This is a genomic window from Paenibacillus faecalis (assembly GCF_900289175.1).
Taxonomy (GTDB): Bacteria; Bacillota; Bacilli; order Paenibacillales; family Paenibacillaceae; genus Paenibacillus_AQ; species Paenibacillus_AQ faecalis.
On the sequence record NZ_LT985747.1, the window covers coordinates 873106 to 896940 of the forward strand.

Annotated in this window: 26 protein-coding genes and 1 pseudogene; 4 read left to right on the forward strand and 23 right to left on the reverse strand. The window is 44.5% G+C overall.

Features of this window, described 5'->3' with window-relative positions; genetic code table 11:
* Positions 1-361 precede the first annotated feature (361 nt).
* The 5 genes from C8268_RS04290 to C8268_RS04310 all read right to left on the reverse strand — a co-directional run bounded on the left by C8268_RS04290 (position 362) and on the right by C8268_RS04310 (position 7337).
* Positions 362-793: an SMI1/KNR4 family protein gene (locus C8268_RS04290; RefSeq protein ID WP_106766533.1), complete on the reverse strand. Its 432-nt coding sequence runs from the start codon at positions 791-793 to the stop codon at positions 362-364.
* The gene (locus C8268_RS04295; RefSeq protein ID WP_106766534.1) at positions 790-5484 is read right to left on the reverse strand and encodes an RHS repeat-associated core domain-containing protein; all 4695 of its coding nucleotides are present in this window, start codon (positions 5482-5484) and stop codon (positions 790-792) included. The genes C8268_RS04290 and C8268_RS04295 overlap by 4 nt, the downstream gene beginning before the upstream one ends.
* 43 nt (positions 5485-5527) lie before the next feature.
* A complete protein-coding gene (locus tag C8268_RS04300; RefSeq protein ID WP_106766535.1) occupies positions 5528-5800 on the reverse strand; it encodes a WXG100 family type VII secretion target in 273 nt (90 codons plus the stop codon).
* 444 nt (positions 5801-6244) lie between these two features.
* Positions 6245-6517: a WXG100 family type VII secretion target gene (locus tag C8268_RS04305; protein ID WP_106766536.1), complete on the reverse strand. Its 273-nt coding sequence runs from the start codon at positions 6515-6517 to the stop codon at positions 6245-6247.
* On the reverse strand, positions 6504-7337 hold the full coding sequence (locus tag C8268_RS04310; RefSeq protein WP_106766537.1) for a hypothetical protein: 834 nt from the start codon (positions 7335-7337) through the stop codon (positions 6504-6506). Before C8268_RS04310 ends, C8268_RS04305 begins: the two co-directional genes overlap by 14 nt.
* A gap of 228 nt (positions 7338-7565) precedes the next feature.
* Here C8268_RS04310 and C8268_RS04315 point away from each other — a divergent pair, with 228 nt between their 5' ends.
* Positions 7566-8957 (forward strand): SpoVR family protein, encoded by a 1392-nt coding sequence (locus C8268_RS04315; RefSeq protein ID WP_106766538.1) that lies wholly within the window; start codon positions 7566-7568, stop codon positions 8955-8957.
* Between the two features lie 73 nt (positions 8958-9030).
* Here C8268_RS04315 and C8268_RS04320 read toward each other — a convergent pair whose 3' ends face one another.
* Positions 9031-10077 (reverse strand): globin-coupled sensor protein, encoded by a 1047-nt coding sequence (locus tag C8268_RS04320; protein ID WP_106766539.1) that lies wholly within the window; start codon positions 10075-10077, stop codon positions 9031-9033.
* A 269-nt stretch (positions 10078-10346) separates the two neighbouring features.
* Entirely contained in the window at positions 10347-12242 is a 1896-nt protein-coding gene (locus C8268_RS04325; RefSeq protein ID WP_106766540.1) for a PrkA family serine protein kinase, read from the reverse strand.
* 265 nt (positions 12243-12507) lie between these two features.
* Between C8268_RS04325 and C8268_RS04330 the strand changes: the two genes are divergently transcribed.
* A complete protein-coding gene (locus C8268_RS04330) occupies positions 12508-13332 on the forward strand; it encodes a DUF2161 domain-containing phosphodiesterase (protein WP_106766541.1) in 825 nt (274 codons plus the stop codon).
* A gap of 115 nt (positions 13333-13447) precedes the next feature.
* Here C8268_RS04330 and C8268_RS04335 read toward each other — a convergent pair whose 3' ends face one another.
* Both C8268_RS04335 and C8268_RS04340 read right to left on the reverse strand, forming a co-directional pair.
* Entirely contained in the window at positions 13448-14662 is a 1215-nt protein-coding gene (locus C8268_RS04335; protein WP_106766542.1) for an aminotransferase-like domain-containing protein, read from the reverse strand.
* 84 nt (positions 14663-14746) lie between these two features.
* Positions 14747-15403 (reverse strand): response regulator transcription factor, encoded by a 657-nt coding sequence (locus tag C8268_RS04340; protein WP_106766543.1) that lies wholly within the window; start codon positions 15401-15403, stop codon positions 14747-14749.
* A gap of 360 nt (positions 15404-15763) precedes the next feature.
* Between C8268_RS04340 and C8268_RS04345 the strand changes: the two genes are divergently transcribed.
* Together C8268_RS04345 and C8268_RS04350 are read left to right on the forward strand one after the other, a co-directional pair.
* Positions 15764-16177, forward strand: coding sequence for a hypothetical protein (locus C8268_RS04345; protein WP_106766544.1), 414 nt, complete (start codon positions 15764-15766; stop codon positions 16175-16177).
* A gap of 8 nt (positions 16178-16185) precedes the next feature.
* A complete protein-coding gene (locus tag C8268_RS04350; protein ID WP_199794914.1) occupies positions 16186-17259 on the forward strand; it encodes a phosphodiester glycosidase family protein in 1074 nt (357 codons plus the stop codon).
* Between the two features lie 296 nt (positions 17260-17555).
* Here C8268_RS04350 and C8268_RS04355 read toward each other — a convergent pair whose 3' ends face one another.
* The 14 genes and pseudogenes from C8268_RS04355 to C8268_RS04410 all read right to left on the reverse strand — a co-directional run bounded on the left by C8268_RS04355 (position 17556) and on the right by C8268_RS04410 (position 23832).
* Entirely contained in the window at positions 17556-17810 is a 255-nt protein-coding gene (locus tag C8268_RS04355; RefSeq protein WP_106766546.1) for an AbrB/MazE/SpoVT family DNA-binding domain-containing protein, read from the reverse strand.
* Between the two features lie 753 nt (positions 17811-18563).
* Complete coding sequence (locus C8268_RS04360; protein ID WP_106766547.1) at positions 18564-18944, reverse strand: tetratricopeptide repeat protein; 381 nt, start codon at positions 18942-18944, stop codon at positions 18564-18566.
* A gap of 426 nt (positions 18945-19370) precedes the next feature.
* Positions 19371-19769, reverse strand: a complete 399-nt coding sequence (locus tag C8268_RS04365) for a DUF4279 domain-containing protein (RefSeq protein WP_106766548.1) — start codon at positions 19767-19769, stop codon at positions 19371-19373.
* 59 nt (positions 19770-19828) lie between these two features.
* A complete protein-coding gene (locus tag C8268_RS04370) occupies positions 19829-20155 on the reverse strand; it encodes a hypothetical protein (RefSeq protein ID WP_106766549.1) in 327 nt (108 codons plus the stop codon).
* Positions 20156-20254: 99 nt separating this feature from the next.
* Positions 20255-20587, reverse strand: coding sequence for a hypothetical protein (locus C8268_RS04375; protein ID WP_106766550.1), 333 nt, complete (start codon positions 20585-20587; stop codon positions 20255-20257).
* A 61-nt stretch (positions 20588-20648) separates the two neighbouring features.
* Complete coding sequence (locus tag C8268_RS04380) at positions 20649-21011, reverse strand: hypothetical protein (protein ID WP_106766551.1); 363 nt, start codon at positions 21009-21011, stop codon at positions 20649-20651.
* 21 nt (positions 21012-21032) lie between these two features.
* Entirely contained in the window at positions 21033-21314 is a 282-nt protein-coding gene (locus tag C8268_RS04385) for an adhesin (RefSeq protein ID WP_106766552.1), read from the reverse strand.
* Entirely contained in the window at positions 21302-21511 is a 210-nt protein-coding gene (locus C8268_RS04390; protein WP_106766553.1) for a hypothetical protein, read from the reverse strand. Before C8268_RS04390 ends, C8268_RS04385 begins: the two co-directional genes overlap by 13 nt.
* A gap of 42 nt (positions 21512-21553) precedes the next feature.
* A pseudogene (locus tag C8268_RS04395) lies at positions 21554-21907 on the reverse strand (RHS repeat-associated core domain-containing protein); the annotation flags it as partial.
* Between the two features lie 93 nt (positions 21908-22000).
* Positions 22001-22507: a hypothetical protein gene (locus C8268_RS04400; RefSeq protein ID WP_106766555.1), complete on the reverse strand. Its 507-nt coding sequence runs from the start codon at positions 22505-22507 to the stop codon at positions 22001-22003.
* A gap of 365 nt (positions 22508-22872) precedes the next feature.
* Positions 22873-23004, reverse strand: a complete 132-nt coding sequence (locus tag C8268_RS22880) for a DUF4368 domain-containing protein (RefSeq protein WP_234032668.1) — start codon at positions 23002-23004, stop codon at positions 22873-22875.
* Entirely contained in the window at positions 23001-23255 is a 255-nt protein-coding gene (locus tag C8268_RS22885; protein WP_199794809.1) for a hypothetical protein, read from the reverse strand. Before C8268_RS22885 ends, C8268_RS22880 begins: the two co-directional genes overlap by 4 nt.
* Positions 23256-23261: 6 nt before the next feature.
* On the reverse strand, positions 23262-23471 hold the full coding sequence (locus C8268_RS22890) for a hypothetical protein (protein ID WP_199794810.1): 210 nt from the start codon (positions 23469-23471) through the stop codon (positions 23262-23264).
* Positions 23464-23832, reverse strand: coding sequence for a hypothetical protein (locus C8268_RS04410; RefSeq protein ID WP_106766556.1), 369 nt, complete (start codon positions 23830-23832; stop codon positions 23464-23466). Before C8268_RS04410 ends, C8268_RS22890 begins: the two co-directional genes overlap by 8 nt.
* Positions 23833-23835 lie beyond the last annotated feature (3 nt).

The window sequence follows — 23835 nt, forward strand, 5'->3', positions numbered from 1 at the left end:
ACTTATGTTACCGTCAAACTCTTTGTAATATTTGGTTATTTGGTTTGGATTCGGATTATTAGGATTGTCGTCATGTTGGACACCTCGAATGGAGATATTATTATTCTATTTTATTCTTAGTTCTCTGTGTCGACTTTCTAGTCTAGTAACAAAGAGCTTTTAAGTGTTTGAATCATTTTGTGTTTGGTTTGTTGATTGTATTTGTAGGATCTTGTTGTTGGGGGTGTAAACCCGATTTATTTTTTGTATAAGTTATTGGTTGAATGATGGTTTCATTCGGGACTAGATAACCCGCCTAAAAAAAGAAACCTTGGAAGGCAAGAAGCCAATCAAGGTTCATAATTACATTAATCACTAATGATCATAAGTTTAAAAGATTATCTATTCCAATATTTTTAGTCAGTAAATCCTCTAGTGTAGGAGCAATAAATACTGCATCTTCAATATCAAGATTTCCGAACCCTATTATATAAAGTCCGAATCCTTTACTACCACTGAGATAAATTAATGCTCGCCCCCCCTCATCATCACCGATTGCAAGAGAATTTGGAATATATTGTTGAATTTGGTATGCTTCATTCATTTCTGTACAGCCTGTAGCTCCCCAAATGCGGATGTAAACTTCCTTAGCGACACTTATCTCTATCTCAGTTGCTAATCGAATAATATCCAAATAGTCATTTGGCACAGTGATGCTCGAAAACTCAAGAAGCAGTTCTATTTCTCTCTCAGTAGATGGTCCTTGACTAGCATCAATACGAAATTGCTCACTAATATTATCCAATAATCTCATTTATATTTAATCCTTTCATATGGTACTTTAATTTTGTCAAGCATCTTATATTGTTGTTCTAATACATTGTCTATAGTATTTCGAGAAAATCCTGCCGCTTTAAAGTCATCAATGATGTACTGTAATTCGTCTTGTAGTGAGGAACTCCACTTACCTTGTCCCGAATTTACACGAGAATCACGTCTAGCATTTTGAGCATTACTTATAGTTGTATGAGGTAAACCTTTTCCTGTTTCTAACGTTACAGTTGGGGCTAATGAAGGATTATATCCATACTGACTGAGATTTTGTTTAGCCCATTCTTGCTGTAAACCATGATGTGATTGTAACCTCCCTCCATTCGGACCTGTTCCTTTTGGTCTTGGCATTGAATCTTTATGCGTTTTATTGTATAAAACATAGTTGCATTCACCCCTAGTCCCCCCAACCTTCCCCGCTTGAATCGCATCTAACCCCAGCGGGTCCACAAACGTGATCGGGTTGCCGTTGACATAGGCGTAGCGGTTCATGCTCAGCCCGCTCGTTATATCGCCTCGCAATATATCTCGGTTTAAGAACCGTTTCAGCTCAGGGTGATAATACCGGGCACGCATATAGTACAGTCCATTCGGGTCGGTGTGCACACCGTCGCGTCCGTTGTAAGCGAACGGCTGACAGGATTTTCCGTCGTGGCGAAGCAGCTCGCCAAACGCGCCGTAGCTATAGCGGTCCGTGATCTGACCTTTCTCATCACTCAACAACGTCGTGCTTCCGCGCAGGTCGTAATGATACGTTTGGTAACTGCCGTCTGCGTCTTCCCGGCCGATCAGTCCCAAACCATATACATAAGCTGCAGTCAGGTTACCGCTCTCATCGGTTTCCATCAGCAGCTGGCTGTATTCCGCATGCGGGTTGACCACATACCGGCGTGTCTCTCCGTTAAGCGTCATCCAGGACCGCTCGTTCTCGGCGTCATAGCCGTATTGGATGCTGCCCGCCTGAATCAGGCGGTTTCGGGCATCGTAGGTAAACGTCTGCTTTCTTCCTCGAAGCGGTCCGCTGAGCAGATTGCCGTCTTCGTCCATAGCAACTTCCTCGCCGTTCACCCGGTGCAGACGGTTATCCGCTCCATATACCATCTGCAGGAGATCATCACCTGCTGTACTTTCCGTCATATTGCCTGACGGATCATACTTGAACTTCCGGCGGTTGGCAGCCACTAGCGCGCCCCAGGCGTTATACTCGAACCGGGTTTCGTTCTCCTTGACCAGTTGCCCAAGCGAATTATACGTAAAGCGAAACAACTGCAGATTTTCCCCTTTGGCTCCGGTATCGAGCAGGGAAATCAGCTGGCCTTCTTGATCATATACCCGCTGCTCCACCGTACCGTTCGGCCGCTCGGTGCGCACCAGCTGTCCGCGGCTGTCATACGTATAGCTCGTTACACGGCCTTTCCAGTCGCGGACCTCGGTCATTCGACCAGCGGCGTCGTAGCGATAGGACACTTTTTTTCCATCCGGGTAGTGCAAAACAGCCAAATTGCCGAGCCAATCATATTCGTACCGCAGCGTCTTACCGCGTTCATTCGTATAGGAGGTGACGCGGCCAAGCGGGTCATATGAGCGTTTACGGGTTTGGGCCCGACCGCCTGCATGGGATCGCTCCGTTACAGTCAAAAGGCGACCGGACGCATCGTAAGCCCGCTCGATCACTCCGGCCTCGTCCTCCTGAATGTGCAGTCTGCCGAGGGCATCCGGTGTATAGTTCGTTGTCTGTCCGCGAGCATTTTCGCTTTGGACCAGGAAGCCGCGAGGATCATAGGCGTACGCCAGCGTCGTTCCGGCAGGGGTGAGTTCCTTCGTCAGCCTTCCGTTCAAGTCGTATGTGAACTGCGTTTCGTTTCCGGACGGATCACGGTAACCGCTCAGCTGACCCGCGGCATTAAAGGCTCGGCTGCTTTCATGGCCCTGTTCATGAACCCGAACGAGGCGAGACAGCGCGTCATAGGCGTATTGCTTGAGATCGCCCTTGGCGTTTTGTTCTTCGATGATCTGACCGAGACGGTTGAAGCGGTATTTTGTTGTGTGACCGAGGGCGTTTGAGATCGCTGCCGGATTGCCATCCTTGTCATATTCGATCTTCCGCAGCGGGTTTCCTTCGTGATCGGTGACCTGAATCACCCGCCCGGCCGCATCGTAGACATAACATGTTATAACTCCGGCCGGGTCGGTGATTTGCACCAGCTGCCCGGCGGCATCATAGGCGTAATGGGTGGAAGCGCCGTTAGGCAAGGTCACTTGAATGAGCCGCTCTTCATGGTCATAGCGGTAACGGGTAATGCGGCCCATGGCGTCCCGTTCCTCCGCAATGTCGCCCATGGCGTTGTACAAATACGAAGTTACATGGCCGAGCGGATCGGTCTGCCGCTTCAGACGCCCTTCTGTATCATAGGTCCAGGTGGTTACTGCACCGAGCGGATCTTTCACCGAGGTCACCTGGTGGCTCACATTATATGTGCGCGCGGTGACGCCTCCTGACGGATCGATCACAGCCGTGATTCGTCCTCCGGCATCATACTCATACCGAGTAACGAATCCGAGCGGATCGGTCACTTCGATCAGGTTGCCAAAAGCGTCGTAAGCATATTTTGTTACAGCGCCTGACGGATCAGTCATGCTCTCCATCAGGCCGCGTTCATTGTACGAAATGCGGGTAATTCCGCCATCGGCATCTTCCCGCTGCACCGGCCGGTGATGTTCATCGTATTGAAAGGAGATGGTATGGCCTTCCCCATCGATATAGGACATCAGCAGGCCTTGCTCGTTATACGCATAGCGGCTTTCGACTTGTTTGTTCAGACGCTTTTCGAGCAGGCGTCCCTCTTCATCGTATGCATAGTCGATCTGGCTTCCATCAGCTCTAAACTCGTGAATGCACAGCCCCTGTTCGTTGTAGTCATAGCGGGTGATGTGCCCCAGTTCGTTCTGCAGTTCAACCAAGCGGTATCTGTTATTGTGAGTGAACACGCGGCTAGCGCCTTCCCGGTCGGTAAAGGTTGTGATGATATAGCCAGGCCGGGTCTGTTCGTCGTATTGAAAGGTAAAGATGTTGCCGAGCGCATCGTTTTGACGGATGACCCGGCCTTCGGCATCATATTCGTTCACAAAGTAGGTGATGCCTTCGCTGCTTCGGATGGAGGATAGACGACCTTCGGTCGTATACTTGCATCCGATGTGGCTGTCATCGGGCGGGTAAATGGTCAAAAGCCGGCCTTCGGCATAGTCAAAGCGAGCGGCAAGGCCGAGCGGATCGGTGACGGCGTGAAGCAAGCCGGCGTCATTGTATGTAAAGGTAAATGTCCGTCCGGTCAGGTCATCTTTGACTTCCATCAGCCGATCCTGCTCGTCGTAAAAAAGCGACTGGGTCTGTCCGGTCGCACTCTCGATCTGTTGGAGCCGCCCTTCGGGGTTAAAGAACAATATCCGATGATCGCCCCGAACCAGCTGGTATCCTCCCTCTACAGGAATAATCCGATCCTGAAGCATGTCTAAGTCGGTGCTTCGATATATTCCGCTCTCGTCAGCGATGTAAGTGTTATGACGGAAGCTATTCCACCAAAGCTCAATTTCATGGTCTTTGATGTCGAGTCTTGTCTCGAAGTTATGGGACCAGTCGTATCCCAGAGCACCCTTCCCGCTCAATAGTGAATTGTATTGGAGGGTAAAGGCAATCTCTTCGGCGCCGCGCAGGTAAAGCAGGGGATGCTCGATCACCTGGGCTCCTGTGGAGGTATCAACCGGGTCGGCGGCTTTGGAGTTCGGATGAATCCTGTCCTTCTTGGCCACATGAGGGGCGCCTGCTTTGCCGCTAATTGCCCCAACAGCGGCTGCTCCCCCGCCTGTGCCGACCGCAGCAGCGATGGCGGCTTGATCAGCAGTCTCCGATGCAGCAGCCGCCTCATCACTGTGCTTGGCGGTGCTTGCTGCTGGCGCTTCATCCCCTTGTTTGGCACTGCCAGCCGCTTCATCACTGCGCTTACCGACTTCAGCAGCTTCATCGCCATGCTTGGCTGCATCCGCTGCTTGGTCGCCATGCTTCGCGGCTGTCCCAGCTGTGCCCGTGGCGGCATCTGCATGTTTGGCCGCATCGGCAGTCTGTTCTGCACCTTCCACCGCTTTGTGAACATCGGATACACGGTCGCCTTGCTTACCGATGCCAGACACGTCATCGATCAGGCCGATGGCTTTGGAGCCATGTTTAAGCACTTTCCCAGCAGGGCCCAAAATACCAAGCGTTCGCTCTGTCCGCGACAGCTTCTCTCCGGTGAACACATCATAGCCGAGGGCGGCATCAACCACGCCCTTGACATTGCCGACTACAGGGACAAAGTCAAGTGTCGTTCCCAGGACGATGGCGGTCCATTTCAGCAGTGTGCCTGCCTTAAATCCGCTCTCTTGTCCGTCGGCTTCGGCAAAGTCACCGGATTTTTTGTTCAGGAAAGCGGACATCTCTTCATACTGCTGAACAAGCTGTGTAAAAAGGGCAGCCATCTCTGCCCAGGTCGCATCAAGAGATCCCCGCTGGGAACCTTCGTAATCAACGCTTCGCCAAACGCCTTCCAGCATGTTGCCCATGCGTTCGATGTCACGTCCTGCTCTTTTCATTTTTTTATGGAGGTCACTTAGCTCCTCCGGGTCCACGACGATACGCAAGGCGGCTTTCCCTCCTTTATGATCCCGCTAATGTGTTGCGTGTTTATTTGCGCTGCTCTTCATCAGCTCGCCGCAGTGCTTCAGCCAAGCTTTGACACTGAGCGGCCATCTGGGCGGTGAGGGCGGTCAGCCGCTTGACGCTCTCCCTGCTTTCATTCCAGGACAGCATGAATTTCTGCTCCGCTCGTCCAGCCCAATCGATAGAAGCAATTCGGCTTTGCTGTTCACCTGCGATCTGACCCAACTCTTGCCCGGCTCTGGCAAATTGTGCGGCCGCTCTCTCCAGTGCCGCAATGTTGGCGCGTATTCTTGACATGAAAGCTGTCCTCCCTTCCTCTAAGGTGCTGCCTGTGCGGGTTCATGCTACGTAAGGTGTTTTAAGTGTATGTGCGGAGCACTTATGCCACGTTTAAGCATGTTAAGCTCTATGCCTTGTATGCCTGCTGCAGCATGGTGCACTCTACGGTCCAAGTTAGATACGCTCTATCGCGTGATACACTCGTGTGTGACACGCTTATCGGACCATCTATTCCTGCTCCACTCATGTTGATGCATTTATGACACGACCTGTGAGTACTCGCTCACGTTTGTCTCACTTTATGGCACCATCTATACCTGCTTCTCCCCATATTGACGCACTTATAACGCGCTCTGTACCTGCTGCACTCATAATTGGCACACTCTATACAAGTGCTATGCTTATTGCTGCTGCCACACGACATGATATGGCTCGTTCCGCACACGACATATCCTATATATGTTACGCGCTGTTATCCGCCGTTCGGAAGCGTTCGGCAATCGCTTTTAGTTCCTCACCGACCGTTTTTAGCGTCTCGGATACGCTTTGCAACTGCTCGTGCGAACCGGTGTAGGATTGGTAGAATCTCTCCCGCGTAACGCCTTCCCACTCCCCGGACATGCCGTCGATGATGCCTTTCAGCTCCTGGGCCATCTCCAGGTTTTGTTGGCTGCACGCCAAAAACCTCGTTGCCGCTTGATCCAGCTGTTCCGGGTTGACTTTAATTTTCGTCATGACCTGCATCCTCGCTTTCCGTTTCCATTCTGCGCATCAGTTCCTGGGCAAAAGTCTTCATCGCCTGCCCCATCTTGGCCTGGCGATAGCTCTCGATCCGCACTCCTTCTTCTTTGCTGCTTTTAGCGATCCACCCTCCACCTGCACCCAGGCCGTAGGTCAGCATCTCCTGGCGCCATACAGACCCTCGCCGCTCCAACAATGTCAGCCGGCCGTGCTCTGTCGCTTCGTTCATCATGCTTTTGAGCTGCCTCACTTGCGCTTGGTTCAGCCAATCCGCTACATCCTTTTCTTCTCCGTCCGGAAGTAGCGCATCGTAGACGTCCTCCGGAAGCGTAAAAGGGGCGGCAAAGCCAGGCTGCCCTTGTAGCGGATCGGCGGGAAACACATGCTCCAGAAACATCGTCGCCAGCTGGACGTTGGCGATGGCGCTGATGCGGCAAGTCTGGCTTGCTTCTTCATCCTCGATCCGTTCGATCACCATCTGCGGCAGCATATGCATGTATCCGTCATAGACAGATGCACCGCCGCGGATCAGCTGAATCCGCATCGCATACGGACTGTCCATGACGGCCATGAACGCTTCCATGACCGGCTCGACTTCGAGTTCATCTTCTTTTTGGATGAGCAGCCCTGCCTTGAGCAGGTTTTGCTTGCACTCCTCCCACTGTGCTTCCAGTTCATCGATCAGATAGCCGCGATACGGATCGGCAAAGCCGACGATACCATGGCTTTCGAGCATATGCATCAAAAAAAACAGCTCACGGTGTCCGATGAGCCGGATCATTTCATCATGGGTATTTAATGCCGCTTCGGTCATACTGTACCTCCATACATTCCACATTTTCCCTTATTAAAATATTTTGTCACGCCAACTTGGGCTTTGTCAAAGCCACCTTGGAACTACAGTTTTTTCATGGAAAAAGCGACTTTCTTCCCTTTCCCACGCATCCAAACCTCATGACTTAAGCCTTAGACTCGCATATCATTGCGCAAATGCCATATACATGATAAGAACCATCTTTTAATGAACAGAGGGGGAATCCTCATGCATCAAGACGAAATGGAACAACTGGAACGGGCTATCTCGGAAATTACGGAGATTGCTGCGGGCTTTGGCCTTGATTTTTACCCGATGCGCTATGAAATTTGCCCGGCAGACATCATATACACGTTCGGGGCCTATGGGATGCCCACCCGATTTAGTCACTGGAGTTTCGGAAAAACCTTCAATAAAATGAAGATGCAGTACGATTTTGGACTGAGTAAAATATACGAGCTGGTCATCAACTCGAACCCCTGCTATGCCTTTTTGCTTGAAGGAAACTCCTTAATCCAGAACAAGCTGATCGTCGCCCATGTACTAGCACACAGCGATTTTTTCAAAAACAATGCTCGTTTTTCGGTTTCCAACCGCAACATGGTCGAGAGCATGTCCGCCACCGCGGAACGAATCTCCCGTTATGAGCTGGAGTATGGCGCAGATGCTGTAGAGAAGTTCATCGACGCTGTTCTGGCGATCCAAGAGCATGTAGATCCCCAGATTCTAAGGCCCGAGAAGCTCGACAAACAGAGGTATACAGAGAGGATGATCCAGGAACAAAAAAATGACGCCAAGCGAATCAAGCCCCCGGGGCCTTATGACGATCTTTGGGAAATCGAGCAAGAAAGCAAAAAAAAGCCGACAGAACAGCCTGCATTACAGCGGAAGTTCCCGCCAGTGCCAGAGAAAGATATGATGTGGTTCATTCAGGAATACTCTGAAATATTGGAGGATTGGCAGCGTGACATCATGAGTATGCTGCGTGAGGAAATGCTTTATTTCTGGCCTCAGATGGAAACCAAAATCATGAATGAAGGGTGGGCATCATACTGGCATCAACGCATCTTGCGCGAAATGGATCTTACCAGCGAGGAAACAGTAGAATTTGCAAAGCTTAACGCTTCCGTTGTACAGCCGTCCCGCCATAGCCTGAATCCGTACTATTTAGGGTTGAAAATATTCGAGGATATCGAACGCCGCTGGGACCGCGAAAAAATATTCGAGGTTCGAGAATACGATTCCGACATCTCGTTCCTTCGCAATTACCTGACCAAGGAACTGGTTAATGACCTTGATCTATATGTGTTTGAGAAAAAAGGACCCGAATGGAAAATCACCGACAAGTCCTGGGAAAAAATCCGTGATCAGCTTGTTGTATCCCGTGTAAATGGCGGATCTCCTTACCTGGTGATCAAAGATGGGGATTACCTCCGTTCCGGAGAATTAATGATCAAGCACCAATATGAAGGCATAGAGCTCGACCTGAAATACATGGAGCGTACGCTGCCGTATGTATACGAACTATGGGGAAAACCCGTGCATCTGCATAGTGTTGTTGAGAATAAAGCGATCATTTTCTCTTTCGACGGACAAAAGATTCAACGAAGGTTTATATAGAACAAAGACCCGCTCCGATTGGAGCGGGCTTGATTTTTTATGAATGAATCCGAGGAACTACAATTAGACCCTCTTACCTAGATACCGATACTGCCGCTTCTTCTACCTCTATCGCAGAATTCCGCTGCAAAGCTTCCAGATCTTCCGCCAGCTTCTCCATCATTTTGACAAAAGCAGCCAACTCTTGCGAGCTTGCAGCCTGATTCCTTGCATTGATAGAAGTCTGCTCCGACTCATGTTCAACCTGCTCCAGCTTAAGGATGATCCCCGACACTTTACTCTGAATTTCCTCCATCGCTTTGCGTGAATGATTGGCTAACTTGCGCACCTCACCAGCTACCACTTCAAATCCCCGACCGAACTCACCTGCATGAGCAGCTTCAATTGCAGCATTCAAGCCGAGCAGATGACTTTGATCCGAAATTTCTCTAATAAGCGTTCCCATTTGCTCAATATGGCGAATTTCCTCATTTAATTCTTCCGTCAGCGCATGAGCTTTCTCTTGAGCCTCCGCCGTCTTCGTCGCATTATCCGCCATAAGCGCCGCACTTTGATCCAGTTCCACAATCATTAAAGTCAACTCTTGAACCGCTTCCGTAACCGCTTTCAACATTTTCTCTTGTTCAGATGCAAGTGACTGAATCTGTTCTCTTTCCATCATGTTATAGGCTTCGAGAACAAGTTGGGAATCAAGGTTAAACATTTTGCTCAATGCATGGATAACATGAATCCAGTCCTTCGGTATGATCTGTTTCATCAGATCTGCAGCGATGTCCAGATACACCATATAGCTTCCTAAATAGTAATCCGTTGACAACCCAACCCGCGAATGAACTTGTCCAATTTTAATTCGGTTAACAATATATGTATCATCAATCACTCCATCTGCTAAAGACATCCAGTATACGCGCTGGGTTTGTTTCAGTCTCTCCACTGTCGATGTTCTGCTGATAATTTTCATCAATTCCGGCTGTGTCCCGATCTGCTCATAAAACCGTTTAACGACTTCGTCCACCACTTTTTCAAAAATGTTACGATGACTCGCTAATAGCGATAATTCCTTTTCACTGAGCCCGAGATACTCCAACTGTTTGCGTCTTTCAAGGGATACGTCAATCATCTTGAAAATCTCACTCCCAAATTTGGTGATCAAAATCACTTAAATTATAACACGATGGATTCATTATAGACAATTTATACTATATAAACATAATACCAAAGACCCAACCTTTTGTATATTTTCCCCAAAAATATTTTATCATCTCCAAAATATTCTATTATTTAGCATCATCCGCCTTCAAATAGCCTTTTTTTAATTAAATGACTTCCGCAGCAAAAAAACGGCCTTTCGGAAAAGGCCGTCACGGTCATATTCATCATGATTGATTGTTACCTGTTCAGCAAGCTTCCTACATACCGTAGCAGTTCATTCGCACATACCGGACAATAACCGTGTTCCTCAATCAATCGAGAGCTGACCTCATTGATCCGTTTAAGCTGTACAGCATCCGGAGTTTTGGTGGAGGTCGTAATTTTTACGATATCCTTCAGATCTGCAAATAACTTTTTTTCGATCGCTTCGCGCAGACGTTCATGATTGTGATATTCGAATTTTTTGCCCTTGCGGGAGTAGGCAGAAATCCGAATCATAATCTCCTCACGGAATGCTTTCTTGGCATTCTCGGATACCCCGATTTGCTCCTCAATGGAACGCATCAATCTTTCATCCGGGTCCATCTCCTCATCGGTCAGCGGATCACGGATTTTGGTCCAGTTGCAGAACGCCTCGATATTGTCGAGATAGTTTTCAAATAACGTTTTGGCAGATTCTTCAAAGGAATATACAAACGCCTTCTGTACCTCTTTTTTGGCCAGCTCATCATATTCCTTGCGCGCGGCAGATATAAAATTCAAAAATCTATCCCGCTCTTCCTTCGTTATAGAAGCATGCTGATCCAAGCCATCTTTAATGGCCCGGAGCATATCCAATGCATTAATGCACTGAAGATCCTGCTTGATCAAAGCACTTGAAATCCGGTTGATGACATACCGTGGGTCGACCCCCGACATCCCTTCTTCCAAATATTCGTTTTGCATCTCCTTCAAATCGGCTTCCTTGTAGCCTTCCACTTCTTCTCCATCATACATACGCATTTTTTTAATCAGGTCCATCCCTTGCTTTTTCGTTTCCTTCAAACGGGTCAATATCGAAAATATAGCAGCCGAACGCAGCGCATGAGGCGCAATGTGTATATGTTTCATATCGCTTTGTCCAATCAGCTTCTTATATATTTTCTCCTCGTCAGTCACTCTCAAATTATATGGAATCGGCATGACAATCATCCGGGATTGAAGCGCCTCATTTTTCTTGTTCGCAATAAATGCTTTATATTCTGATTCGTTCGTATGTGCAACGATCAATTCATCCGCACTAATAAGCGCAAACCGACCAGCCTTGAAATTTCCTTCCTGCGTCAAAGAGAGCAAATTCCAAAGAAACTTCTCATCACATTTCAGCATTTCTTGAAACTCCATTAATCCCCGATTCGCCTTGTTCAATTCACCGTCAAAGCGATATGCGCGCGGATCAGATTCCGAGCCATATTCTGTAATCGTTGAAAAATCAATACTTCCCGTCAAATCCGCAATATCCTGAGATTTGGGATCAGATGGGCTAAATGTACCAATACCTACCCGTCCCTCTTCCGAGATCAGCACACGCTCTACTTTTACCGATTCAATGTCACCGTTATACTCTGTTTTTAATCTCATTTGGCAGGCAGGGCACAGATTGCCCTCAATCCGAACACCGAGCTGCTCTTCTACTTCAGGCCGTAACTCAAGCGGTATTAAATGCAAAGGTTCTTCATGCATCGGGCAGCCGGATATCGCATATACCGCGCCTCTTTCTGTACGGGAATGTTTTTCAAGCCCGCGCTTTAGAAGCGTAACGATGGTAGATTTCCCCCCACTGACCGGCCCCATAAGCAGCAGTATCCGTTTGCGTACATCCAATCGGCGGGCTGCAGAATGAAAGTACTCTTCTACAAGCCTTTCAATCGCCCGATCCAGGCCAAAAATTTCCTGCTCAAAAAACTTGTATTTTTTCCGGCCTCCAATCTCCTCAAACCCATAAGACTCAATCATGTCGTATACGCGTGCATGTGCTGTCATGGCGGGAGAGGGGTCCTTCTTTAACATCTCAATATATTCCCTGAATGTGCCGCTCCACGCCAAACGTTCGCTCTCTGCCCGATACGATGCTATGCGTTCGAAAATATCCATACCGCTACCTCCTATGACTCTGATTATGAGGATTGGCTTCCATTCCACTCGCGCCTTTAAAGCCAGTTAAACACCCGAAAAGTGTATTACATACCTATGCGTTATAAACAGAATAGTTGACCATATTTTCGAACTAAAGGGCTTGCCTTCCACGATTGCAGCTGTTGTTCCCTGTATATACGCACATCCGTTCCCGGCATGATATACTGATGGAATAGAGCGCAAACAGGCACTGCCCCGAATGTTGGTTAAAAGGAGAATCACCATGGCAATAAAACACGAAGCTGAGCTGTACGCTCCCTTGAAAGCTTTTTTTGAGCTGCGTGGATATGATATCAAAGGCGAAGTGAGAAACTGTGATATCGTTGGCATAAAGGATGGTTTGGATGAACCGCTAATCGTGGAAATGAAAAAAACATTTAACCTTGCACTGCTGCTGCAGGGCGTCGAAAGACTTAAAATGAGCTCCCTCGTATACTTGGCTGTTGAGAAATGCCGGACGAAAAAGGGAGCTGTTAATCAGCGCTGGTCAGAGCTCCGCAACCTGTGTCGCAAGCTGGGGCTTGGGTTGATTACAGTCACGTTTTATAAAACAAAAGCGCCGTTTGTCGAAGTACTATGTGATCCTTGGGAAGGAAATGAAGAAATGCGGAAGGCGCCGAGAAAGCGGGAAAGATTGCTCATGGAGTTCCGTGAACGCAGCGGGGACTATAACACAGGGGGCGTAACCCGGGCCAAGCTTGTGACGGCCTACCGTGAAAAAGCACTTCGCGTTGCTTCGGCAATACACCAGCTAAGCCAGGCAGGCAACTGTGCAGATGAGCCCATGCCGGCTTCAAAACCGCTTCCGTCTCACAAGAAAAACAGCTCTAAGCCTGCCAATTCTCTCAAGCCAGGCATTACACCAGCAGATATAAGAAGCTTTACCGGGATCGGCAACGCCGCCGCTATTCTTCAAAACAATTATTACGGATGGTTCGATCGCATCAGCCGCGGACGCTATATACTTACAGAGTCTGGACGGCAAGCTTTAGAAGACTACACAGCCGTACTTGAAGCCTCCAGAGCTCAGGCTCAACCTCCTTATTGACATAATGACTCACTATACATCCTAAACCTTACAAAAAGGGACTGGATACGAATCCACTCATGGGTCTCGTATGCAGTCCCTATTCTTGATAAACGCAGTTTGATGCGATGATTCGCTAACTTCGGGCGGTAAATTCCATCACGGCTTCACTGATCAGATTCATCCCGAGCAGCAGCTCATCTCTTCCCGGATGGGTAAAGTTCAATCGAATGCATTCATCCGCTTCATCTCCCGGTGAACACATTGAACCCGGCAGAAAGCTGACTCCCTTAAGCACGGAGCCTTTGAGCAATGCATCCCCGTGCAACCCTGAGGGAAGCTTCACCCAAAGAAACATACCTCCAGAAGGAACTTTATAAGTCGCATCTTTCCAGGCATTTCGTTTAAGCAACTCCACCATTAATTTCAGGCGGGTGCCATACTCTCTGTTGAGCATCACAATGTGCTCGTCATAATTAAAATGCTTGGACTCCAGCAAATGGTGAAGCAATCGCTGATTTAATAAGCTGGACTGCCAATCCGCCATTTGCTTCACTGCGGTCATCATCTCAATGATTTTCCGGTTTCCCGCTGCCCATCCGGTCCGAAGGGCAGGTGCAACCGTTTTGCTGAAGGAGCCTACATACAGCACATGATCTCCTTGTTTCTCTTCCAGGGAAATCAGCGATGGAAGCTGCGTAGGAGAAACTCCCCCTTGAGGAAAATACAACTCACCAAGCGAATCATCCTCAACGATGAGCACATGATGTGCCTTACACAATCGAAGTACTTCCTTGCGGCGCTCCAAACTCCACAACACACCTGTTGGATTCGTAAAATTAGGAGCGGCCAACAGCAATTTGGGACGATGTGCATGAATAAGAGATTCCAAAGAATCTGGTAAAATTCCGCTGTAATCCCCCTCAACAGGAACAATATGAGCCCCCTGCAGCCTCAGCACCTGAAGCACGCCTGGTGATGTCGGATTCTCCACAAGAACGCGATCCCCTGGGTCAACATACACTCTGACCAGCAGATCAAGTGCTTGTTGGGTTCCCGTAGTCAGCAATATTTGTTCCGGAGATATGTTCAAATGTTTGCAGCGGCTCCAGTCATGGCTAAGCCATTCACGCAGCGGTCCGTACCCTTCAGCCTCTCCGTATTGTAGCGAATGTCGATCCGTATGAAGAACGGAACTGGCCGCCTCAGCCAGTGACGGGAGAGGGAATAATTCCTCAGCAGGAAGCTCTTCCGCCAGGGAAATAAAAGAATCCCGCTTCGCAAGCTCCCGAATACTGCGCAGCGGGGATGATAATAGAGTCTGTGCACGGGAAGCAAAGGAATATTGCATGATCATCCCTCCCTCTAACCGTTTTCTTTATTTCAGCCTCTTATTGTATTCCAGAATTCTCACCATTATAACTGGTGATGCCAATTAAGCATACATTTGACGTCCTTGATGCGCATAAAGCGCATACTTTTCAATAGCCTGGGCTCTTGTGCTTACACCAAGTTTAACATAAATTTTTCGAAGGTAATTGTCTATAGATCGCCGGCTTACTTCAATTTCCTGAGCGATTTTATCATATGTAATTCCCTGTACAATCCGCTCCATTATAAAGGTTTCTGTCTCGGAAAGAGGAAGAACTCCTTCAGACACAGCCGATGTACACAGCGGCCAAATCCCCTGTTTAACCCATTCAAGCGGAAGCGAAGTCACACCTTCCCGCAAACCTGCAATCATATGCATCAGTTGAAAAGGCGAAGCCTGTTTAGATAAAAGTCCGCTGGCCCCCCGACTTATTAATACTTGCAGCAATGAAATTCCGTCATTATCGGTTATAACAATAACATGAGACTCCGGTGACAGTTCCTTTATTCTCTCCAGCACCGTTTCAGCCGTAGTATCCGAAAGGCGATAATCCAACAGAACAAGCTCAGGCATAATCTCCTCTACCATCTTGATTCCTTCCTGAGAGGTAGAAGCCATCCCGAGCACCTTTAAATGCTCCTCTTCTTCCAAAATCAATTTGGTTCCCAGCATACTTGTAGGGTGACTTCCTACAATAACTACTCGCCAAACCTGATTCATATTACTTAACCCCCCTGTTTCAAAAAGCCAAAATCTCATAGTAAAGTAAGTATGTTGATTTCCTGAAAATCATAGAAACGCGATATCCTGTTGTTTGCCGCCCTCTATTTTCCAGTTTTTTTCATGAAAATAGAAAAAAGATGAAATACTACCAGAGACTTAGTCTTGGACAGAACCATACGGCAAACGACTTATATGTATCTCTTTCGGTAAACAATCTATACAAATTGTATCCCACTTTCCTCATTTTAAGCAATCTATTTTTAAGTTTTAAGAGACCTTTTTCGTCTTTGCGAAAACATTTTTACCATGATAGAATGATTACTGGAAAAAATGATAGGTATTACAAGGAGTGATGAGATGCCAGGGCTGGAAACAAAGACAACCCCTCCTTATGCATCCCGGGAACCTTCCACCCAAAAAAAGCCAAAAGCAAGATGGTTTTGGATGTTCTGGATTATATTTATTGCACTAGGTGGAGCTGGAGCTTACTCATATAGCAATCATCTAAAAGATGAAATGGTCGCACAACTACAGCAGGATACTCAAAAAGAAATAGCGGCCTTAAAGACGCAATATGATACCCGCTTTAATGAATTGTCCCAGCAAATGGACGAATTACAGAGCAAAGTTCAGTCCTTTAACGAATTGCTGACCTTTACAAAAGACCAAGCGAGTGGAAAAACGGATAACAGCAATAAGCTGTACAGCCAGCTGAACGATGTAAAAAAACAGCTTAACAAGCTTGAACAAAAGATGGAGCTGCTCAAGTGAAAACTTTGATCCACATGCCCCCCAAACAGATCAACCGATGGTTCATGATTGCCGTTGCGCCGTTTATAGGCGCATTGCTCTGCATGTGGCTTTTTTTCGAACCACCGCGTCTTGAAGTCGATCCTTCCGCTTATGTCCCTAACACTGACTTATCGGAAGAAACAGAGCAGATTGTCAAGGGACTGGATCAAGCTAAGGTTACGGCGGATAAAACTATTGCTTCCATTGAGAAAACAGCGAAATTATACCAGCAGACAACTGCAGCGATGAACAATATTCTGAAAACGGCTACCGCTCAGGCGGAAGTGCCCGAACGGGTGTACAATCGCCGGATTACTGCCAAGCTCGGCATTCCCAAGGAAAGAGTGAGCAGTGACCGGATTCATATTGAACTCTTCAAAATAAACCCCGGCACATACCATGGCTATGCCATGAAAGTAAAGCTTAAGGATCCAAACGCAATGAAAATGTCACTCGGCAATGCCAGTGGAAAAAGCGGCTCCGCCGAAACGACACTGCAAGCTGTAAATCGCCATGGTGCAGTTGCCGGAATTAATGCAGGCGGATATGCCGACGGCAAAGGGGGCAGATACCCTTTGGGAACAACATTCATCGACGGCAAATATATCAACGGATTTCAGCCATCCTTCAAGGATCTGGCCTTTGTCGGAATGAATCAATCCGGACAGTTAATTGGCGGGAAGTTTTGGAGTAAGGAGCAGCTTGACCGACTGAATCCGAAATTCGGGGCTACCTTCGTTCCCGTATTAATGAAGAACGGCAAAAAAGTGCCGATCCCCGAGAAATGGAAAACAGAGCCTGCTCGTGCCCCGCGTACTGTCATTGGTAACTATAAAGATGATCAGCTGCTAATTCTCGTAACAGAGGGTTATGATGAAAATGGCAAATCAGGAGCAACTTTAGAGGAACTTCAAAGCAAGCTGTACCATCTGGGAGTACAGGACGCTTATAATCTGGACGGCGGCGGTTCTTCATCATTAATTCTGAACGGCAGAGTTGTGAATAATCCTTCGGATGGCAGCCTTCGCCCTGTTCCAACGCATTTTTTATTTTTTAAATAGCATTTCTTTTCATAAAATCTATAACAAACATCATATTCTCATTTATTTTTTTACCAAGGCTGGGTATAATAAGAAATAGCTTATCAGTAGCAGGAGGTGGCCATTGATGTCTTTCTCTCTTACCTTTTGGATCGTCGCACTGGTTCTAGCCTTATACTTGGTCGGAATTTTAACGGCCGCATACAATGACGATAAAACCAAAGGCCTGTAAGGCACGGCTTCCTCAATCGAGGAAGCTTTTTTTATTCGGGTGTAAAAATAAAAAGCACCGCAGCAGCGGCGCTCATCGCACAAATTTATGCATGTCTTGGAATGTGATTCATCTCAGTCATACACTGTGCACATATATGACGTTCTTTAAACTCGCTTACCGCATCCATAGATCCGCAAAATACACATTTAGGACGATAGCGTTCCAAAATAATATGGTCACCCTGTACCAAAATTTCTACAGGATCGCCTTCGTTCATTTGATATCTCTTGCGCAGTGATTTGGGCAGTACAATTCTCCCCAGCTGATCCACTTTGCGTACGACGCCAGCAGGTTTCATAACTATAGTACACCTCTCCGTTCAACAAGTAATTTATGTGTTATTCCCAGTCGTATGATAAAATGGGCCTAGTATAATAGTTCGATACCTGATTGTCGAATCCTGCTAGATTTTAAGAAATTATTTGTTTTTTTACTGTTCCTCATCCATATCTTAAATATGCTGTTTTCGAAATGCCTTGCAGCAACTGCCCTTCACTCGATATTATGCAATAATTAGCAAATTGAGAAGCAAGAACTATTGATAAATAATACAAAGAAAAAATACATTCCGGCGTTTGATCGATGGGACGGTTGACCTTGTGCAAACTTCTTATGATGCAGGTTATCAGCTAGGCCTTTATTCAGCACTGGGTATCCCCACGCAAAAAGAAACCTTGAAATAGTATGACTCACTTCAAGGTTCATAAAATGTAACTTTTGATATTCATCTTACTTTCTGATTAATAATCCAATTTCAGTTGCTACCCTCTCATAACTTTTCATTGATAACTCGTGCAAACAGTAAATCGGAAAACTTAATTCATAGTTTCCAATGATGATAGTGCTAGAATGATCAAAAAAGAAGTTTGAGAAGCATAACTCTCTTAATGATAATTTCGCAAATACTAATTAATGCTTCCTTTTCTTTTTCCGATATCACTTTAATATCCAGAAAAACCAACCCCCGATACATTTAATGAAGGTCATATCTAGAGTCCAATCGAACTAACCCCTCTTTAAAAAAGCCTTAGAAGGTTTAACTCTTAAGGCTCTAATAAATAATTTTGTTTTTTGTTTTTATTTTATCTAGTAATTTTTTTGCAGGATTATAAGTCGAGTTTCTTTCCAAAATACCTTCTAAAATTGCTACTGCTTCGCTTATTTTCTCTTCTTTAACAAGTTCAGCAACATACTGCATTGCTACTTTATCGTGATTTTTATTCATATTGTACGCAGTCTCAATATATGGTCTTGCTTCCCTAAACTTTCCTAGATTAATCAAACACTCGTATATTCTTGCGTATGTTCTAGAGTGTTCATTTAATTTTAATGACCGTTTAAAGTATTCTAGTGCTTTTTCAAATTCTTTATGTTGAAAACTCTCTAAACCCATTCCGTATAGGTTATAGCTTTTGTCTTTTTTACTATCCATGATATCACAACCTTTTTTGATCATGTCTTATAAGTCTATTTATATCAGTTCTAATAGAACTACCGGTTTCGGAACCAAATCAGCAATTGTAAAGGAATATGTCCTCACAGCCTCATCTTTGGGTCGTTGGTTTAAGCAATTTCAAAAATCAGACTCGTTCTCGGAGAAGGACAATCGCTCTGCAGAAGAGAATGGACTCATGATACAGGATCAAATAAAGTGCGCAAGTCATCCATGTTATAAAATCAGCTGCTGTCTTAGCACACTTTTTTTTCACCCATTCCAGGCCTTTCCACTTGGATCAACATAGATCAAAGTAAAAACACATGCCGACATACTTTCTCTTAAACAAGACAAACCACAAAGAAAGAACTCTCTCTTGTGGTTCGTAGCGCTTACTTTTTTATTATCTTCACTTATTTATTACTATACCATACCAAATGAAAAAATATGAATTTCTAATCGTATATTTAACTTAGACAATATTTCAATGTTTTCTGTCGACAATTCCAAACCCAATTGTCCGTAATCAGAGTTAAGGTATAGTCCAATAACAGCATCAGTACAGGATTTTATAATATATTTCATTTTGTCCTTCTCTAGCCGATTTAGAAGTCTGTTTAATGTTTGAGAAGGTTCCTCTCCTCCTATCACTTCTTCTTCATATATCCATTTGTCTGACTCAGCACTTTTTTTTAGAGCTTTACTTATAATCTGGCCCTTATTAACAATTTTTGTTGCAGACAATTTTAATAAGTTGTTTATTTCTTCATTAGTTAGCGTACTGTTTATAAAACTTATCGTGCATTTGCCCCTTATATTCAAAGTAATACTCCTCTCTCTTTCCCAATTTGAACTTAAGTGGGAAAGAGCTTTGAAAGTTATCAAGTATTTTTAAGTACAACTACATCATCCAAACCATTAAGGACTATTTTAATATACTCATCTTCTCCCTCATATGGGAGTAAAACAACCTCTAAAATTTCACTACTATCTAAATTAAATAATCGAGGTTCAGTTTTGTAAAATCTTACACCAGAGAAAATTAATATTCCAAGCTGCATTTCGGCTTCTGTTTCAACATAAAAGGACTGCTTCCACTGACACAATTCTAAAGCCATCCTTAACTGCTTCTTGACTTCATCATATTCCAAATCCTCCACAAGGCTATCAAAAAGAGTATATGCTTTAACAAATTCTGATGGTTTCATTTTTTCTCCTGATTAAGTACATTACATTAAATAAGACATACAATTTACAATTGTTGTACGTACTTTTTAATTCGTAACTTATCTCCCAAGGCTTCTGTATTACTCAAAATGAATATTTATCATTTTAAGCCCTTCTAACAAAAAATTACAATTTTCAGTAGTATCAAAGGCTAGAAGTTCATTTGTAGGACTTCCAAATCGTATCCACTTGTCTGCAATGCTTTCCAAAATTCCATTTATTTCCACTTCGGTTTTACCTTCTAGAATTAACATTGTCATTTCTACAACATATACTCCATCTATCTTCCAATATGGTTCTACCTTCTGAATTTCCTTGTTTTGTAGTACAGGATCAAATATTTCAAGAACTTTATCTAAAACTGAACGTGCTTCAGGTTCACCCTTTGCATTTACATATAGTCGAATAAACATATCTCCAATCACCTATTTATGAATTGTTTTACCACCTAATTATACATTTAGAACTTTGGTGTCACTTCATATTCTTCAATTCTTGCTTTGCTAAATCAAGAGCAACCGCTAATTTAATTTGATTATGTTTACTGAGCCCTTGCAAGTAATGGGGAACATCTTCAAATTCAACAATAGGTTCAACTTCATCGCTATAACGATCTAACTCAATCTCTGCGATAATATTATCATTAATTAGTATCTTATATATATCCTCACCCTGTTCAGGTATCCAGTTAACAATGTACGTTGCTTTCATTTCCGAAAATGAACTTCTTATCACTTCAAGTAATCTTCTTTTTTCTTCACTCTTAAATAGTGATTGATTGGATTTAATAAGTTGCTCCTTTAGTTCTTGTTCCAATTTACTCCCAATTAGTTTCACGGTTTCCCCTCCCTTTTTATGTTATTTTATTACTCCGGGTGTTGCCGTGATTAAATTTCCATGCTTGTCAGTCAGGATTGTCATTGTGGAAGTCGGTTTGAAATCATTGAATTTATCAAGTCCGATAGGCTTATTCAAAGTAACTTCTCTTAAATATCTAACACCGTCAGCACTATCCATACTTCTAATAACAGGAGATTTTACAATAGTTTTACTTGATAACAATAAACGTAATTCACCTTGTGTAATTGTAAACTGCGAAGCGTTCTTGTTAGAAAAATGCCTATCTATTAATGTTTCCATCCATTATTACTTATATTAATTCGAGACTGAACAATAGCGGGCATTCCCTTAACTTTATTTGTACCATCATTCTTTCCACCTAAGCTGGCTACCATTCCTAGAGCAAAATAAGCGATATACTCTGCCTCTTTTGCTTCAATGTACGCACTTACTAACTGATCTCTACCCCCAAGATGCAATGCCTTCACTATTATCATAGGGACTCGTTCCCGTTAACAAATCGTATAATATACCGATTCTTACCCGATGGATACAAAATCGTATCGATCCCATATGAAATCCTTGTATACTTGATAGTTTTTATTTTTTCTATTGAAATTAGTCTTCACTCTGGCTTCCTTCAGTAAGCCTCTAAGTTCCTGAGCATTATATGGCTCGGCTGGGAGATGCCCACTCGGATCAATATACCTCAGCGGATTATTATGCACATACGTATAAAGATTCTGACTTAATGGATTCCCCATCTCTCCCTCATACGTATCCTCGCCCATAAACCGCGCCGTCCCCGGATCGTACCAACGTGCACGTAAATACTGCAGCCCTGTCGTTTCATCCCAGTATTCCCCTGAATAACGAATCACGTCCGGAACTGTTTCGGTTGTTTCCTCTGGTTCACCCGACTAAATCGGTGCTGGCTGGGGATAAAAGAAAGGCCTTGGGGTTTATTCTCAAGGCCTTTAGCAAATTTAAATTTCGATTATTATTTCGTCAGGCTTTATGCCATCGGTAAGGTTCTCAATCCAAAACTTCCGTTGTTCTCCCCCACCGATGTTTATACCATAATAAAAAGATGGATCAATAAACAATTCTTGTCCATTATCCAAGTTCAACTGAAGGCTAATGCAGACAATTCGTTTATTGTCATTAAACTCCATACCGTTAATAACGAAACTCTTAACAGTATTTTTGGCAGACATTGAGTCAGTCAATATTATTTGACTTACCGACGCCTTGCATGGCAACATATCCTCATCAATTTCAAACTGATATTGAATCGAATCAACTATCCTCACACTTAGTTTTGAGTATTGGTTAATTGATTCAAATTCAATATACTTCTTGCCTACTTCGAAATAATAGTAATGCTTATCTGGGCAAAAATCCGCTACTCCATCTTCAATATCTGCAAAACCAAGCAAATATATATCTTGGATTGAGCCACTCTTGAAGATATCAACAAATTCTTCGAGCATATAATCTCTCCTTCATTAAGGGACAAACTGAATGTTTAAGTCCATACCCTTCCCTGATTCTAGTAGAGTAACAAACTCTCCATTTGATTTAGTAGCATAGCAACTGTCATCCCCTTGCCCCTATAAATATTTAAAACTTCACCATCTTTTTTCAAAGTCCCCTTTATCTACAAACGATACTGTTCTATCGTTAATTATTTTGCCAATATCACTCAAGAATGCGTCATCGTGTGTCTTAACTATTAATCATTGTAAAAGTTAGACCCAATAAAAAAAGTGAAATCAAAATACTCTGTGGTGATATCAGCATTCTCATAACTACACCTCATTTTTGTATCTTGGTGAAATTTTGAACAGCATACTGTTTACGAAATTAGACCGACAAATCGGTAGTAAATATCAATGCGTTGCATACGCTTGCCGCCCACCTTCTCGGCATCAAATATAATAACCTTGTCAATTAGTTCATTCAATATCGGTTTCGTTAATTCCTTCATATCGGTGTACTCTCGTACCAGTTCCAAAATCGAGTCGTGTTTTCCCGCTTGCTTTCTGCTTGTTTAAGCTGTTCTTCGAGCTGTTTGAGCCGATCCTTCAATTGGGCTTGCTCTGTTGTAAAATGTCGTGACAACACCACATACTGCTCATCCGTGATTTTCCCTAAAGCATTATCCTCATAAAGCTTTCGCTGAATCGTTTGCAGTTCGCTTTCCCTTCTAGTCAGCTTATCCCGCTCTTTGATTGCCACTCCCCACTACTTCTTCTGCTGGCTCTCGCTCATGGCGACAACCATCTCTACAAAGGCGCTTTCCTGCTCCTTGGCAATCCAAGCATGCCGATGTATGTCTGTCCTGGAAGTTATCTTCACTCTAACCTGTAAAACTGTAAGCCCTGATTGCTGTATCACTGCCGCCTGTTCACGTAATTCCCTTGCTTGCTGACGGTAACTACGAATCTCATCCATAAATTTTAAATTCCTTAGAAATTACCCATCCATTAAGACCATATGAAGATAAAATTACATAATAGTTATACTTTTCATTTTGTAGATATTCCAGTAAATCCTCGACTGTTTCATAATACATGGGCCACCCGTAATTTTTCTGTTTCTCCAATAGTTCCTTGTTATCTAAAAGAATTCGGCTTACTTCAAATGTGCTAATATCAAGAATAATACTCCCCTGTAGCTGTGTCTCAAACATATGAGTTAAAACATCAATAAACTCAATAGTTACTTGTGTATCACCAACTGTGTGTAATTTAATTCTAGATTTTTGGAAATCAACTTCATAGGATACAATTTCATTATCATGAATGTTAAGCAATTT